This is a genomic window from Vibrio sp. 1180_3 (genome assembly GCF_029478545.1).
Classification (GTDB): Bacteria; Pseudomonadota; Gammaproteobacteria; order Enterobacterales; family Vibrionaceae; genus Vibrio; species Vibrio aestuarianus.
On record NZ_SJFM01000024.1, the window covers coordinates 59447 to 75103 of the forward strand.

Sequence of the window (15657 nt, forward strand, 5' to 3'; positions counted from 1 at the left end):
AGAACGGGGAAAGGGAGAACAGCGTAATGAGGGCAGTGACAAGTTTGATGGTTTGTAGAAGAAGGGAAGTCATGAGTTATTGCGGAGTGACGGCTATCTCGTTGTAGGAGTCCATATCAACATAGGCAAGAAAGTTATTCTCCCATAGCCGATACAGCTCTTTAGCATCACGGCTACCCTGCATTGGTAGCCAGCCACGATAGGCCACAAAGAACTGCCCAGCCCGAAAATCAAAATCCAAGTTGCGCTCTAGCTCTGGGTAGTAGTTTCCCATATACGCAAAGTCAGTGATGTACTCAATGCTCCAGCCTCCAGTTGAGGTATGGCAAATTGCAATCTCAACCGGATGGAAGCCGCCTTCATCCGCGCTGTAACTTTTATCGCGGAAGTTAAACACCAGATAACGGCTGGTGGTTAGTGCTTCATTACTCAGCAAATGAGCGGTGAGCTGCACATTTAACAGCTTATGCAGTTTCTTTGACACAGGTAGCGTGGAGGCAATGAAGGTTAATTGGGACATGGTGAGTCCTCCTTGTTTCAGGATTCAAATTAGAAAAGAGAGAATGGATTTAGTTGAACGTACCGACCATTGTCAGTTGCACGTCATCAAAAACTTTTCTGGATAGATGGCGAGCAAAGGCTTTCATCCATACCGACAGCAGCTCTTGTACTTCTGGGTGGGATAAATCCGTGCTCCCTACATCAGGCTGGTAGCACCATTGGTTTGCGAGGTGAAAGTACAACTCAGGTTCAACGGCTGTGCTGTTGTCATCGGGGTAAGAGAAGCTGGCAAAGAAGACTACCAGCCAAGGGCTAGTATCTGACTCACGTTTAAGCTGTACTTCAATGGGATGCAAACCTTGTCGATGTCGGTAGTAACTCATTTGACGGCAGTTCAGCACGAGTCTCTCGGCATTCTCTGGGAGAGTGTATCGATTCAAAAGTGTTTCCAGTGACGCATGTAACGTGTCATCAATAGATAGCTCGCCATAATGTTGTTCAATCATAACCACCCCCTTTCAGCAAATGAGGCGCAGGTATCGCCTGTCACGATATGGTCGAGAACGCGAACATCCACCAGCGCTAAAGCATCTTTGAGTCTTTCGGTTATCCGTCTATCGGCTTGAGACGGTGTTGAGTCTCCAGATTGATGGTTATGGGCAAATATCACCGCTGCGGCATTCGCTTCTAGTACCGCTTTTACCACTTCACGTGGGTAGACGCTGGCCGCATCGACGGTGCCATGAAAGAGCTCTTTAAACTCAATCAGTCGGTTTTGGTTATCCAGTAGCAGTAAAGCAAACACTTCACGTTCATAGCTGCCGAGTTTGCAGCGTACATACTCTTTGGTCGCATCAGGGCTAATTAAGGCATCACCACGTACATAGCGTGTCGCGAGTATCTCAGCCGCATGCTCCAGGATTTCATTTTCCTGATAGCGTTGCTGCTTTTGGTAATCGGGTGTTTTTGGATTCATTTCAGGCTCCTGTCGGAATCAATGATGGGGTTTCACATTGATGACATATGCCTGAATATTTTTGGAATAAGTGAATTGAGGTAAGTGGAAGGAATGCTGTGATCGGTTTTTAAATTTTAAGATTAAAAATTCAATTTGAAATGAAATTTTTATTTGTGGTCATAAATTCCTGATAGAATGCTTTATCAAAGAAGTCTTGCCAATATGGATAGGAAGACATGATTAAATGCAATCTTGCTCGCATGATGGGTGAGAGAAAATTAAAGATTTCAGATGTCATTCGTGAAACGGGTTTAAGCCGCAACACAGTGACACTTCTGTACAAAGAAACAGCACAAAAAGTGGACTTAGAAGCCATCGACAAACTGTGCGTGCTATTTAATTGTCAAGTTGGTGAGCTCTTAGAACAGTCACCAGAGAATGATCGATAAAAACAATAACGAAGGACTGATATGAGCTTCACAGAAGATTCAAGAGTAAAAATACCAACGATCCTACATCTCATGCGTTTGGGTTATGAGTACCTATCCCTGAAAGGAACACACTGGGACAAGGATACAAATATCTTCCCGGAATTATTCTCCTCAGCGGTCAGTCGTATAAATCCTGACATGACACCTGATGACGTTGCCCGTTTGCTCGAAGAAGTGAAACTCTCTCTGGATAACGAAGACTTAGGACGAGCTTTTTTCAATAAATTGAAGGCTCGATCTGGCACTAAGCTGATCGATTTCGAGAACTTTTCCAACAACAGCTTCCATGTCGTTACTGAGCTAACCTACAAGAACGGAGACGATGAATTTCGTCCTGACATTATCTTGTTAATCAACGGCATGCCGCTGGTGTTTATTGAGGTGAAAAAGCCTAACAACCGAGACGGTATCATCGCGGAAAGAGAACGCATCAATAAACGTTTTCAAAACCCGAAATTCAAGCGCTTTGCTAACATCACTCAGTTCATGATTTTTTCCAATAACATGGACTACGTCGATGGTGATCCAGAGCCAGTACAAGGTGCGTTTTACGCGAGCAGTTCATATGACAAGCCAGTGTTTAACTACTTTCGTGAAGAAGAGGTGTTAGACCTCACTGCGCTTTTAAAACCACTAACTGATGAGCAAGAACTGGCAGTACTCAAAGACAATAACTTGGAGGTGATCCGCAGCAACCCGGAGTTTTTGAGCAACAAAGAGCCCAGCCGCCCAACCAACCGAATCTGTACCTCTTTACTCAGCAAAGAACGTTTGTCCTTTGTTCTAAGCTATGCATTGGTCTACGTATCAGAGAGTGATGGCCTGCAAAAACACATCATGCGCTACCCACAGATGTTTGCGACCAAAGCTATTGAGCGAAAGCTAAACGAAGGGGTTCGAAAAGGGATTATTTGGCATACCCAAGGAAGTGGTAAAACTGCGTTAACCTATTACAACGTTGGGTTCTTAACGGACTACTTCCAAAAACGAGAAATCATTCCAAAGTTCTATTTTATCGTCGATAGACTAGACTTGCTGCAACAAGCACAGCGAGAGTTCACTGCACGCGGCTTGATTGTTCATACCATAAACTCCCGTGAAGCGTTCACGCGTGACATCAAAGCCACACAAGTGATTCACAACCACTCAGGCAAAGCCGAAATAACCGTCGTCAACATTCAGAAGTTTAAAGATGACCCCGACGTTATTTCAACGCAAGACTATAACGTCACCATCCAACGCGTTTACTTCCTGGATGAAGTTCATCGTAGTTACAACCCGAAAGGTAGCTTTCTAGCCAACCTGACTCAGTCTGATACCAACGCTATCAAGATAGGATTAACGGGTACGCCCTTACTGGGTGAAGACTACAACTCACGAGTTCTTTTTGGCGATTACATTCACAAGTATTACTACAATGCTTCTATTGCTGACGGCTATACCCTGCGCTTAATTCGTGAAGAGATCGCGACCAATTACAAAATGACGCTTCAACAAGCGCTGGAAGAAGCTGAAGTAAAAATGGGCGATGTAGACCGCAAAGAAATATACGCCCATCAAAGTTTTGTTGAGCCAATGCTGGACTACATCATTAGCGACTTCGAAAAGAGTCGCGGCACGCTAAATGACGCAACTATAGGCGGTATGATCATTTGCGATAGCTCAGACCAAGCAAAAAAAATGTTTGAGCTGTTTAATGCTGTGTACGCCTCAAAGCCCCTATCCAGTAGTGACAGCGTGGAACCTCAGCAAGCAACATCGGTAGCAGAACCGATCCCGACTTACGTTCAAACGGCGAGCATGGAGCCAGCCAAGCAAGCCCACAAAGTGAGCAATGCTGCGCTGATTTTGCATGATGTCGGCACAAAACAAGAACGCAAAGATTGGGTTGAAGATTTCAAAGCAGGAAAAATCGACTTACTGTTTGTTTACAACATGCTACTCACAGGCTTCGATGCTAAACGCTTGAAGAAACTCTACCTTGGCCGTGTGATCCGTAAACATAACTTGCTACAAGCACTGACACGCGTCAATCGCACATATAAGGACTTCCGTTATGGCTATGTGGTTGATTTCGCGGACATCCGAAAAGAGTTTGACGCAACTAACAAAGCTTACTTTGACGAGCTGCAATCTGAGCTGGGCGACGAAATCGAAAGCTACTCCAAGCTATTCAAATCACAGGAAGAGATCAAACAAGAGATAGAACACATTAAAGATGTGCTGTTCCGCTTTGATATCGGCAACATGGAGACCTTCTGTGATCAAATCAGCCAGATACAAGACAGAGAAACTGTCTTAGCACTGAAAAATGCCTTAGCTGATGCACGAAGCCTGTATAACTTAATTCGCCTGCAAGGTGAGTACGATTTCCTTGATGAACTGGATTTTGCCAAGCTAAACGTGCTTTACCGCGAAACCAGCAATCATTTGGACTTGCTCAACCTCAAGCAAGATCTTGAACAAGGCACAGACACCACACACCTGCTTCACCGAGCCTTAGAAGATGTCATCTTCAAGTTCGTTAAAATCGGTGAAGAAGAACTGGTTTTGGCTGACCAGTTGAAAAACACTCTTCGTCAAACACGCGAAGCTCTGGCAAGTAACTTTGACCAACAAGACCCGAAATTCATCAACCTGAAAGATGAACTAGAGCGATTGTTTAAGAAAAAGAATCTCAGTGAAGTAACACAAGATGAAATGGTCGCCAACATCGATGCGCTCAACAAAATTCACCAACGAGTGAAAGAGTTGAACCGACAGAACAACCAATTGCGTCAGAAGTACCTAGGTGACACCAAGTATGCGCGTTTACACAAGCGTTTATACGAACGCCAACAAGAACGACGCGACATTACTGACTCTGAAAGAAAGATTTTTGAGGCCCTACTCGGAGTCAAAGAAGACGCCGATAGCCAGGTACTCGACAACACGTCCGTTCTCGATAACGAAAGCTATTTTGAGCGGCATCTGCTACCAAAGGTTCATAACCGCTTTATCAAACAACAGAGCATTCCCTTGAATGCGGAAGCGGTTCGTTATGTAAACCACCTTGTCGTAGCAGAATATTTAAAAGAATTTAATACAGGTAGCCAATCCTGGTAATAACACCAACTAAGGCAGTACACAAACCATGGTCGAACTCGAATTTAGAGAAAAAACAAAAGCCCTTATCGATAGCCTGAAAAGCATCTGTGCAACCAATGGCTTAGGCAACAGTACCGGGGAATTTGAGATCATCACTCAGGTCTTTTTGTATAAATTCCTGAACGATAAGTTCGCCTATGAAGCAAAGAAAATAGACAAAAAAATCGCCAGCGCGGAAAAATGGGAAGAAGCCCTGATTGAAATGAGTGAAGAAGATCTAGAGATGCTCCAGATCCAGATGGGTGCTGACACTGCTCGTCTCAAACCACATCATTTCATCAGTCACCTGTTCAACCAGCAGGACAAGCCTGGGTTTGCTCAGCTGTTTGATGATACTTTGATGGACATTGCCATCAGCAATAACGATGTGTTTGCTGTAATGACGGACACAGGCGAGAAAGTACAACTGTTTACCCGCATCAGCGAGAACGTGACCGTTTCCAAGCGTGATGCTTTCTGCAAAGCGATCATCAACAAACTGATTGATTTCAGTTTTGAGCGTATCTTTAACCAAAAATTTGATTTCTACGCCACCATCTTTGAATACCTGATCAAAGACTACAACAGCAACTCAGGCGGCAAATACGCAGAGTATTACACCCCTCATGCGGTAGCACGCATTATGGCCGCAATTTTGGTGCCTGAAGACCAGCAAGGCACCGTGCGCAATGTGAGCTGTTATGACCCATCAGCGGGCTCTGGCACTCTGCTTATGAACGTCGCCCATGCTATCGGTGAAACGCGTTGTAGCATCTACACGCAGGATATTTCGAAAAAGTCATCAAACCTACTGCGTTTGAACCTGATTTTGAACAACTTGGTGCATTCAATTCCTAACGTGATTGAAGGCGACACTCTTCGTCATCCACACCACAAGGAAAATGGTGAGCTACGCAAATTTGATTACATTGTCTCTAACCCACCATTTAAGCTGGATTTCAGTGATTTTCGTGATGAGTTGGACAGCAAAGAAAACAAAGATCGCTTTTTTGCTGGCATTCCAAAAATCAAAGCCAAAGCCAAGGACAAAATGGAAATCTACCAATTGTTCTTGCAGCACATTATTTACTCATTAAAACCAGGTGGAAAAGCAGCGGTGGTATTGCCAACAGGGTTTATTACCGCTCAATCTGGCATTGATAAAAAGATCCGTCAGTACCTGGTGGATAACAAGATGCTTGCGGGGGTTGTCTCCATGCCATCCAATATCTTCGCGACTACAGGTACCAACGTCTCCATTCTGTTTATTGATGACAGTAACAAAGACAAAGTAGTGTTGGTTGATGCATCAAACTTGGGCCAAAAGGTCAAAGAAGGTAAGAATCAGAAGACGGTTCTAACACCAGAAGAAGAGCTGCAAATCATTGATGTATTCAACAACAAGTGGACGGAAGATGACTTCTCTGTCGCTGTTAGCTATGACGAGATCACTGCGAAAAACTACAGCCTCAGTGCAGGACAGTACTCCGAAGTCAAAATTGAGTATGTAGATATTACCTCAGAGCAGTTTGTGGAAAAAATGCAGGGCTTTAGCAGCAATTTGGACAGTTTGTTTAAACAATCACGTGAGCTAGAAGTAGAGATTAAAAAGCAGTTGGCAGGCTTGAAATATGAATAACATCCTCAGTGATAATCTTGGCAATTTAGTAAAAGCTGGTGGAGGTAAGATCCACACAGGTCCTTTTGGAAGCCAACTTCATGCTGCTGACTATGTTCAGGAAGGAATTCCATGCATTATGCCTGCAAATATGAAGAGCAACAGGGTCGACCTTTCGGATATAGCTTACATAACTGAAGGTGATGCTAATCGGCTTTCGAAGTATATCGTCAAGAAAGACGATATTGTGTATAGCCGTAGAGGAGATGTAACACTCAAAGCCTTAATAAGGGAAAAAGAAGATGGGTATTTCTGTGGTACTGGCTGCCTGTTACTTCGCCCTGGTGATAAATTTGATTCTAGATTTCTAACTCATTACCTCAGCACCCCAACAATTCAGAACTGGATTGTCCGCCAAGCGGTCGGGGCGACAATGCCTAATTTGAACACAGGTATTCTTGCCAGCATACCGTTCAATGGTCCAAAGAAAGAAGAGCAAGAAAAGATTGCAGATGTTCTTTCTGTTATTGAGGACAAAATCGAACTCAACAATCGTATCAACATTGAGCTAGAAGCCATGGCGAAAACGCTTTATGACTACTGGTTCGTGCAGTTTGATTTCCCGGATGCCAATGGAAAGCCCTATAAAGCTTCTGGCGGTAAGATGGTTTACAACCATACCTTGAAGCGTGAAATTCCTGTCGGCTGGTCTGATGGAACGTTGGATAATTTAGGTCAGATAGTTGGAGGGAGTACACCTTCAACTGCTGATAAAAATAACTTTTCAGAACAAGGTAGTGCCTGGATTACTCCAAATGATCTTTCAGGGAACATTGGAAATAAGTTCATTTCTAAAGGCGCTATGGGTGTAACTGCGGAAGGCATAAAATCGGCATCACTTAAAAAATATCCTGCTGGAACTGTGCTATTAAGCTCAAGAGCGCCAATAGGTTATATGGCGATTGCAAGAAATGCACTGACAACAAATCAGGGGTTCAAATCTTTTATACCATCTAAAGGATACCCAACTGAGTTTGTCTATTTCACGGTAAAAAATAGCCTAAAAGCAATAATTCAATACGCTTCTGGTTCAACGTTCAAAGAAGTATCCGGGACTGTTATTAAAACAGTGAAATTAGCTCTTCCACCAAATGAACTTGTTGAAGAGTTTAGGGCAAAAGTAGAAGACCTTTTCAAAAGACAAGATACCCTAGAACAAGAAAACGAGCAGCTAATAGCATTACGTGATTGGCTTCTTCCCATGCTAATGAACGGTCAAGTAACGGTAAAACCAAGCACTGAACCACAGGAGGATCAACATGGCTAAAGATCTCACTGAGTCTTTGCATGACCGACAAAACATACTGAATAACCGTTACGCCTTGCAAAAAGCAGAGCAACACCTCGCATTAGGTGGTGTTCAGTTTAATGGTGAGGCGGTGTTCACTAAGCAACAAGTCATGGAATTGTTTGAAATCAGTGAACGTACAATTGAGCGCTATTTAGCCAGCCATGCAGATGAGCTAAAAAACAATGGCTACCAAATATTAAGAGGATCAAAACTTAAAGAATTCAAAGCCTTAAGCTATGGTGCCGACATCGATGACGGTACCAAAACCAGTGTGCTAGGCGTTTTCTCTTTTCGCGCCATTTTGAACCTGGGAATGTTGCTCACTGACAGTGAACGAGCCAAAGAACTGCGCTCTCGTGTACTCGATATTGTCATTGATGTACTCGCAGAACGCGCAGGCGGTCACACCAAGTTCATCAACCAGCGCGATCAAGATTACTTGATGGCGGCGTTCCAAGAGGAAAACTACCGTAAACAGTTTACCGACGCCTTGGACAAATACGTAGACGGCAATAAGTGGAAGTATGGCCGCTTTACTAACCTGATCTACCAAAGCATTTTCCATGAGAATGCAGCGGAGTATAAGAAAATACTCAAGCTGGCCGAAAAAGATAAGATCCGTGAAACCATGTACTCTGAAGTGCTCACGCTTATCGCCAGTTTTGAATCTGGTATTGCTCACGAGCTAGAGCGCCAGAGTACCAGTTTGGGCCGTCCATTGACGCAAAAAGAGGCTGAGCTGCTGTTTGCCAGTTTTGAGCAGCATCCTCTCTTTAGGCCGCTGATAACCGATGCCAGAACAAAAATGGCCAGCAGAGACTTGTGCTTTAGAGATGCTTTGCATGAAAAGCTGGAGGCTTACATTAAATCTGTACCAGAAGCAGACTTTGAACGTTTCCTTGGCGAGAAAAGTAAATCTCTTGAAGACCAGCTCAGTGATCCTGAAATACTTGACGTATTCAAACGCTTGAAGGACCGCTGATATGACCGACGACGCTCAGCCACGGTACTTTTACTTCGATGTGACGTATGCGGTAAGTACCCACGATTGGATCATCGAAAAATCAGGCGGTTTAACGGGTACAAAAGATATCGGTCAACTTGAAAGCCCATTGGAGCATATGCAAAACGACTGGTATTACCCTGAAATCGAAGACAAGCTGACGCACTTAGTGTTTTCCATCAACAAAAACCATGCCTTTAATGATGGCAATAAACGCTCATCACTAGCGCTCGGAGCCTACTTTTTAGAGCTCAACGGATTTGACTACATCGTGCAGCATTTCGTTCGTGAAATGGAGAACATCGCCGTTTGGGTCGCCGATAACGTTATTGATAAAAAGCTACTGCATAAAATCATTAGCTCTATTCTGTATGAAGATGAGTACTCCATAGCGTTGAAACTGGAAATTTATGAGGCCGTTCAACGAGCCGAGGAAAACAAGCAAAACTAGTCAATATTAAAGAGCCTCCTTAACCGGAGGCTCTTTAATATTTTAAGTGCACTAATCTAACCACAAAGTTGGTTTGAGTGACTAAGTCAAATTCATTCTTAGTCGATAGTCCATAACAAGCTTCCCGTACCCCAAGCCGTACCCGGAGCGATTTTTGCTACAATTAAAAGCCGTTTAAATCCTTATTTTATGCGCTCTAGCAGCACACCCGCTTCCATGTGGTGGGTGTAAGGGAATTGGTCAAATAGAGCAAAACGGGTCACTTTATGAGTTTTGCCTAGAATGTCTAAGTTATCTTTTAGAGTTTCTGGATTGCAAGATATATATAAAATACGCTCATAACCTTGCACCATTTTACACGTATCGATATCCATTCCTGAGCGCGGAGGATCAACAAAAATGGTGTTGCAGTTGTAGCTTTGTAGATCGATATTGGCTTGTTTTAGACGGCGAAATTCACGCTTTCCTTCCATTGCTTCGGTAAAATCTTCTGCTGACATACGGATAATTTGTACATTGTCGATCTTATTTGCCGCAATATTGTACTGTGCCGAATCAACCGAAGGTTTCGCTAGTTCAGTCGCGAGTACACGCTCAAAATTTTGTGCCAGTGCTAATGAAAAGTTGCCATTACCACAGTACAGCTCAAGCAAGTCACCGCGACTGTCTTGAGTGCAATCTACCGCCCATTCCAACATTTTTTGCGCGACTTTACCGTTGGGTTGAGTAAAGCTGTTCTCGACTTGTTGGTAGATATAGCTATCGCCATTCACATTCAGTTTTTCTATCACGTAATCGCGATCAAGCACCACTTTCATTTTGCGTGCTCGACCAATTAGGTTGAGGTTAAAGCCTTCATCATTCAAACGTTGTTTTAACGCTTTGGCGCTTTCAATCCATTCTTCATCTAATTGACGATGGTAAAGCAGCGATACCAGTACTTCGCCGCTTAATGTTGAGAGAAAATCGACTTGGAAAAGTTTACGGCGAAGAGAATCGCTGCCTTTTAATGCATCCGTTAATAGTGGCATGAGGTCATTGATTAAACGGCTTGCGGCTGGAAATTGGTCAACACGGTATTTTTCACGCGTTTCTTGATTGAACATGACGTAGTAAAGGTCTTCCCCTTCGTGCCAAATACGAAACTCAGCTCGCATACGATAGTGCTGCTCTGGTGATTCAAACACTTCCAACTCTGGCACATTATAGTGTGCAAACATTTGGGTGAGACGCTCTGTCTTTTCCGCCAATTGCTGTTGGTAGTGTTGTGGGTTTACATCAAGAGTAGCCATGGTATTACCTTTCTTCGGGTATGGTGCATTCAAATAAAGAGCGCAGATTTTATTCAATCCCTCGCGCTTGTCCAGTTTTGTGCAGAATTAACCACGCATTGGCATTGTAAAACTATAGCTTATACTAATCTTTCTCTAGACAAATAATAGATAGAACAATAGTATCGCTTCAGCTGGTGCTGTCTGGAAGTGTAGACGGCTGAAAAAGGGAATCTGGTGCAAAACCAGAACTGACGCGCAGCGGTAAGAGAGAACGAAAGCTCAAATGACACTGCATAAGCGATGTGGGAAGTCGAGTGACTAGGTGGCGATGCCGAGCTCTTAAGTCCGAATACCTGCCAGCAACCGAATCGTTAATTACCCAGATGGGGGATTCGGTAGGACTTACGCGACTTAGGATACAATATGAACAACTCTTTTTTGGCGATGGCAATAGCATCGTTACTTCCGCATGCTTCTTATGCTCAATCTTCTGATCAAACTCTCGTTGTAACGGCAAACCGTTTCGAGCAATCGACCCAATCGACTTTAGCTGATATAGAAATTGTTTTACGGCAAGATATCGAACGTACACAGGCTAAATCTATTCCTGATGTTTTGCGTCGATTGACGGGGATTCAAATTACTCAAAATGGTGGCCGTGGACAGAATGCCTCAATTTTTGTGCGCGGTACAGGCTCTGATCAAGTATTGGTGCTAGTGGATGGTGTGCGCTTTTCTCGCGCCGCAAAAGGTGCCGTAGACTTTAATCAAATCCCTTTAACGTATGTTGAGCGTATTGAATACGTTAAAGGTGCTCGAGCATCCCTTTATGGATCTGAAGCCATTGGTGGCGTGATTAATATTATTACCGTTGCACGTTCTTCGAATGAAGGGACAAGATTCAGTGCAGGTTTGGGGAGTTTGGATTACAGCGAGCTAAGTCTCGCCTCTGGTATTGCTGTTTCGGATAATGGTCAGCTAAACCTTGCACTTGGTAATGAGCAAGATAAAGGTTACAACGTTAAGCCAGTACATGGTATTAATGATGGTGATCGTCACGGGTTTGATAGCACCAATGGCTTGGTTGGTTATACGCATAAACTAAGCCAGCAATGGTCTCTGTTTGGTAGTGCCAGAGCGTATGAGAATATTTACCAATATGATAATTCGTTTGGTAGCCATAAATACTATGAGTCAGAAAAAGACGATCGTTCATTTACATTCGGTGGCCAGTATCAATCTGAAAAATGGATTGCAGAGATGCAGTTCAACACTCAGAAACAAAAGTCGTGGAATTACGAACAGTCAGCAGATAAATACTCTGGTTCTTCAGATGAACTTGAGCAAAGTAATGTGCAGTTTATTAATCACTATAAGTTATCTGATGTGATTACTTTGGCTGGTGGAGTCGATTGGCGTGACGAGTCTTATCTAGATAAAACTGCAGATAAGACTTTTAGTCGTTCAAATAGCGCGATATTTGGTATGGTGTCGGCTAGCATTTCATCGGCATTACTTGAAGCCAGTGCTCGCCTTGATGATAACGAAGAATTTGGTTCTCAATCGACTTATAACCTCGCAGCTGGCTACCAATTTGTCGAAGAGTTTGCAGTAAAGGCTTCTTATGGTACATCATTTAAAGCACCAAACCTTTATCAACAATATGACCCAAACTATGGTTCTAAAGATTTAACCTCTGAAGAATCTAACTCATTTGAACTCACCTTTAGTGGTTTGGTTAAAGGGGTGTATTGGTCTTTAACGGGTTACGATAATAAAATCGATAACTTGATCGATTACCACCCTTCGACTTATCAATACGTTAATGTTAACGGTGAAACTCATATCCAAGGCGTGGAACTAACGGCTGAATTTGATACCGGTATTATCCAACATCAAATTAGTGCCGATTATAAAGATGCCGAAGAGGCAACTGGTCAGCAATTGCAACGCCGTGCGAAAGAGATGTATAAATGGAATGCTTTAGTCAGTTTTGATGAAGTAGATTGGTCAATTAGCTATCTGTATGTTGGTAAACGACCTGATGTGGATTATAGCACTTACCCATATACGGATATTACGCTAGGCGCTTATTCACTATTTGATACCGCTGTAAGTTATTACGCCAACCAGTCAACGACAATAAGTGCTCGAATTGATAATCTATTTGATAAAGAGTACGAAACAGCCAATGGTTACCCTGCACCAGAACGAGCGTATTACCTGAACGTCGCTTACCAATTCTAATGCCTCAAACCGCCTTCGGGCGGTTTTTCAATTAGTGAGTTTCACCATGAAAAAGAACGTCATTATCAGTTGGTCGAGTGGAAAAGATTCTACGCTGACTTTAGAGCGCTTATTAGCAGATACAGATTACAACGTAGTTGGGCTTTATACCACGTATGTGGACAACGAAGTGCCTTTCCAAGCAACGCCGTTGCATGTGATTGACTTGCAGGCTCAATTGGTTGGTTTACCGATTATCAAAATAAAATTACCCGAAGTGTTTCCGAGCAATGAGGTTTATCAATCAACCATCATAAACGCTCTGAAATCGAGTGACTTAGAGATCAACGCCGTTGCATTTGGCGACATTTTTTGTAATGGCATTGCTGATTATCGTAAAAGCTATATTGAACCTGCTGGTTGGGAATGCGTATTGCCATTGTTGGGGGAGAATAGCCGTGCATTGGCGGATGAAATGATAGGCTGTGGTATTAAAACGATGATCGTGACGACTGATGGGCAAGCTTTAGAACCGAAATTTTGTGGTCAGTGGTATGGAAATGAGTTTCTTCAATCATTGCCACTGAGTGTCGATCCATGCGGTGAAGATGGTGAGTTTCACACTTTAGTAACTGAAGCTCCATGTTTTATCCATGGCTCGCTGCAATTAACTCTCACACACCTCGAAGAGGGGGAGCGTTTCTGTCATCAAAGATACCAGGCAAGAATATTGCCAATTGATAAAGAGCGAGTATGATCAAGACGTTTTCATTTCTAGGTGGTCAGCGTGTCACAACAGTCTCATCATAATGTGCTTATCTTTGATTCCGGTGTCGGTGGATTATCTGTCTATCAAGAAATACAAGCGCAATTGCCACAGTTAAATTACACCTATTTGTTTGATAACGAAGCGTATCCTTACGGTGAGTTAGATCAACAAGTATTAATTGAGCGTGTCCTCACTTTAGTTACTCAGATTGTTGAGCAAGATAATATCGATTTAGTCGTGATTGCTTGTAACACTGCAAGTACAATTGTCTTGCCGACATTACGTTCTTGTCTTTCGATTCCTGTTGTTGGAGTCGTTCCGGCAATAAAGCCAGCGTCATCGCTAGCAAATAAAGCCGTAGGACTTATCGCTACCCCCGCTACCATTACACGCCAATATACTCATGACCTAATTCGAGATTTTTCATCGGATAAAAATGTTGAACTATTAGGCTCTACTCGACTTGTCGATATGGCAGAAGAGAAACTACGAGGTAAAGCGGTAGATTTGGTCGAGCTAAAAGCCATACTGCAGCCTTTGGTTAATCATATTGACGTTGCAGTACTTGGCTGCACACATTTCCCACTGATAAAGGAAGAGATTCAAAGCGTATTAGGGAATAAAGTATTGCTGGTGGATTCTGGAAACGCGATAGCCCGGCGTGTTAAAGAGTTGCTTGAGGTAGAAAGTGAGCCGCAATGTCAGATAAAGCAATACAAAATTTTATCGAGTGCGCTTCCTTGGGAAGAAAACGCACTTAATAGCCGACTGGCTCACTTAGGGTTTAGTCCTGTTCAAACATTTCGCCGTCAGGATGTTTAGGGTCGTTCGCCACGCGTACTTTTAGGGTACGTTGCATGTAGTCTTTTTCATTTAAGGCTGCAATTGCAGAATCAACATCTGAAGATGCCATTACTACAAAGCCAAAGCCCCGTCTTTTTCCAGTGCGTTTATCTTTCATCAAGCGCACAGCAAACACTTCTCCTTCTTTAGCAAAAAGTTCACGGACATGGGCCTCGTTAGCTTTGTATGGCAAATTTCCGACATACAAAGTTTTCGTTGAGAGTTTTGGATCCTCATCGGTTACTGTGCTGTTGCCACAAAATTTAAAAACAAAAGCTGAAGAGACAACACCAAGCACGAAAGTAATTGCGGGAGATAGCGCGACCAGAGAAAAGACGATAGCGCCTATTATTGCAAGAGATGCAATCAGTAAAGTCGATTTATTAGAGTTCATATTGGAATACTACATATCAAAATAAAAGAAGATAGATGTCTAAGCTTAACAAAATAGACACATGAATCTTACGTACAAGCTTGGCGTTTTTCCAACCAATTGCTGTGATAGCCTTCAAATGTTGAAGTTTTATTCAATAAAACGCGACATTGGTTGGTTTTTGGTCGAACAAAAAAGAAATTTCAAAAAGTACTTGTCACCTTCTAAATCATCCCTATAATGCCGCCTCACTGACACGGAGTGAGACGAACCTCACACACGAGTTAGAGTTTAAAAGAGAATAGAAAGTTTGAAAATAACCCTTGACTCTTAAAAACGAAAGCGTATTATTCGCACCCCTAGCGACGCGGACTTAATGGTTTGGTCGGTAGGAAACGCTCTTTAACAATATAAACCTATCAATCTGTGTGGGCACTCGTTGATGATAATCGAAAAAGATTTATCAATGAACTGAGTGACCTGAACTAGCAATAGTTCGAATGCTTTTTGATTTCACTTTTTATTAAAAAGTGAAAACCAATAAGCGGCACAGTCAATTCATTGTTGTTCTGTTGGAACAACAATAGCTTTAAAATTACTTTTTACTTTCGAGTAAAAACAGTTTTGAAGTCAGTATTCATTGAGCCGGTCTTAGGACCAACAAAACTTTAAT

Annotated in this window: 14 protein-coding genes and 1 riboswitch; of the genes, 9 read left to right on the plus strand and 5 right to left on the minus strand. The window is 42.9% G+C overall.

The genetic code is table 11. The features are described from left to right. Window positions 1-76: 76 nt before the first annotated feature. The 3 genes from EYW48_RS14750 to radC are packed head-to-tail and all read right to left on the minus strand — an operon-like array spanning window position 77 to window position 1477. Window positions 77-520, minus strand: a complete 444-nt coding sequence (locus EYW48_RS14750) for a DUF2787 domain-containing protein (RefSeq protein WP_277432605.1) — start codon at window positions 518-520, stop codon at window positions 77-79. Window positions 521-569: 49 nt separating this feature from the next. Further along, window positions 570-1007 (minus strand): DUF2787 domain-containing protein, encoded by a 438-nt coding sequence (locus EYW48_RS14755; RefSeq protein WP_277432606.1) that lies wholly within the window; start codon window positions 1005-1007, stop codon window positions 570-572. After that, complete coding sequence (gene radC, locus EYW48_RS14760; protein ID WP_277432607.1) at window positions 1004-1477, minus strand: DNA repair protein RadC; 474 nt, start codon at window positions 1475-1477, stop codon at window positions 1004-1006. The genes EYW48_RS14755 and radC overlap by 4 nt, the downstream gene beginning before the upstream one ends. Before the next feature lie 218 nt (window positions 1478-1695). Here radC and EYW48_RS14765 point away from each other — a divergent pair, with 218 nt between their 5' ends. Genes EYW48_RS14765 through EYW48_RS14790 form a run of 6 tightly spaced genes read left to right on the plus strand, consistent with a single transcriptional unit; the run spans window position 1696 to window position 9499 of the window. Continuing rightward, on the plus strand, window positions 1696-1908 hold the full coding sequence (locus EYW48_RS14765; RefSeq protein ID WP_194566592.1) for a helix-turn-helix transcriptional regulator: 213 nt from the start codon (window positions 1696-1698) through the stop codon (window positions 1906-1908). Window positions 1909-1929: 21 nt separating this feature from the next. Beyond that, window positions 1930-5055 (plus strand): type I restriction endonuclease, encoded by a 3126-nt coding sequence (locus EYW48_RS14770; protein WP_277432608.1) that lies wholly within the window; start codon window positions 1930-1932, stop codon window positions 5053-5055. Window positions 5056-5083: 28 nt separating this feature from the next. After that, window positions 5084-6715 carry a class I SAM-dependent DNA methyltransferase gene (locus EYW48_RS14775; protein ID WP_277432609.1) on the plus strand — a complete coding sequence of 544 codons (1632 nt, stop codon included), beginning with the start codon at window positions 5084-5086 and terminating at the stop codon, window positions 6713-6715. Continuing rightward, window positions 6708-8021, plus strand: a complete 1314-nt coding sequence (locus tag EYW48_RS14780) for a restriction endonuclease subunit S (RefSeq protein WP_277432610.1) — start codon at window positions 6708-6710, stop codon at window positions 8019-8021. Before EYW48_RS14775 ends, EYW48_RS14780 begins: the two co-directional genes overlap by 8 nt. Next, a complete protein-coding gene (locus tag EYW48_RS14785; RefSeq protein ID WP_277432611.1) occupies window positions 8014-9027 on the plus strand; it encodes a DNA-binding protein in 1014 nt (337 codons plus the stop codon). Before EYW48_RS14780 ends, EYW48_RS14785 begins: the two co-directional genes overlap by 8 nt. Window position 9028: 1 nt before the next feature. Next, complete coding sequence (locus EYW48_RS14790; protein ID WP_277432612.1) at window positions 9029-9499, plus strand: type II toxin-antitoxin system death-on-curing family toxin; 471 nt, start codon at window positions 9029-9031, stop codon at window positions 9497-9499. Window positions 9500-9681: 182 nt separating this feature from the next. On the opposite strand, the gene trmA is transcribed toward EYW48_RS14790, so the two are convergent. Beyond that, window positions 9682-10791 (minus strand): tRNA (uridine(54)-C5)-methyltransferase TrmA, encoded by a 1110-nt coding sequence (gene trmA / locus EYW48_RS14795; RefSeq protein ID WP_277432613.1) that lies wholly within the window; start codon window positions 10789-10791, stop codon window positions 9682-9684. Window positions 10792-10948: 157 nt separating this feature from the next. Next, a riboswitch (cobalamin riboswitch) is annotated at window positions 10949-11149 on the plus strand. 47 nt (window positions 11150-11196) lie between these two features. On the opposite strand from trmA, the gene btuB reads away from it, so the two are divergent. Genes btuB through murI form a run of 3 tightly spaced genes read left to right on the plus strand, consistent with a single transcriptional unit; the run spans window position 11197 to window position 14590 of the window. Beyond that, window positions 11197-13020: a TonB-dependent vitamin B12 receptor gene (gene btuB, locus EYW48_RS14800; RefSeq protein WP_277432614.1), complete on the plus strand. Its 1824-nt coding sequence runs from the start codon at window positions 11197-11199 to the stop codon at window positions 13018-13020. 46 nt (window positions 13021-13066) lie between these two features. Next, a complete protein-coding gene (locus EYW48_RS14805; RefSeq protein ID WP_261918222.1) occupies window positions 13067-13756 on the plus strand; it encodes an adenine nucleotide alpha hydrolase in 690 nt (229 codons plus the stop codon). A 21-nt stretch (window positions 13757-13777) separates the two neighbouring features. Continuing rightward, window positions 13778-14590 carry a glutamate racemase gene (gene murI / locus EYW48_RS14810; protein ID WP_176246931.1) on the plus strand — a complete coding sequence of 271 codons (813 nt, stop codon included), beginning with the start codon at window positions 13778-13780 and terminating at the stop codon, window positions 14588-14590. Here the strand turns inward: murI and EYW48_RS14815 are convergent. Continuing rightward, window positions 14553-15005, minus strand: coding sequence for an RNA-binding protein (locus tag EYW48_RS14815; protein ID WP_053311450.1), 453 nt, complete (start codon window positions 15003-15005; stop codon window positions 14553-14555). The genes murI and EYW48_RS14815 overlap by 38 nt on opposite strands. Window positions 15006-15657 lie beyond the last annotated feature (652 nt).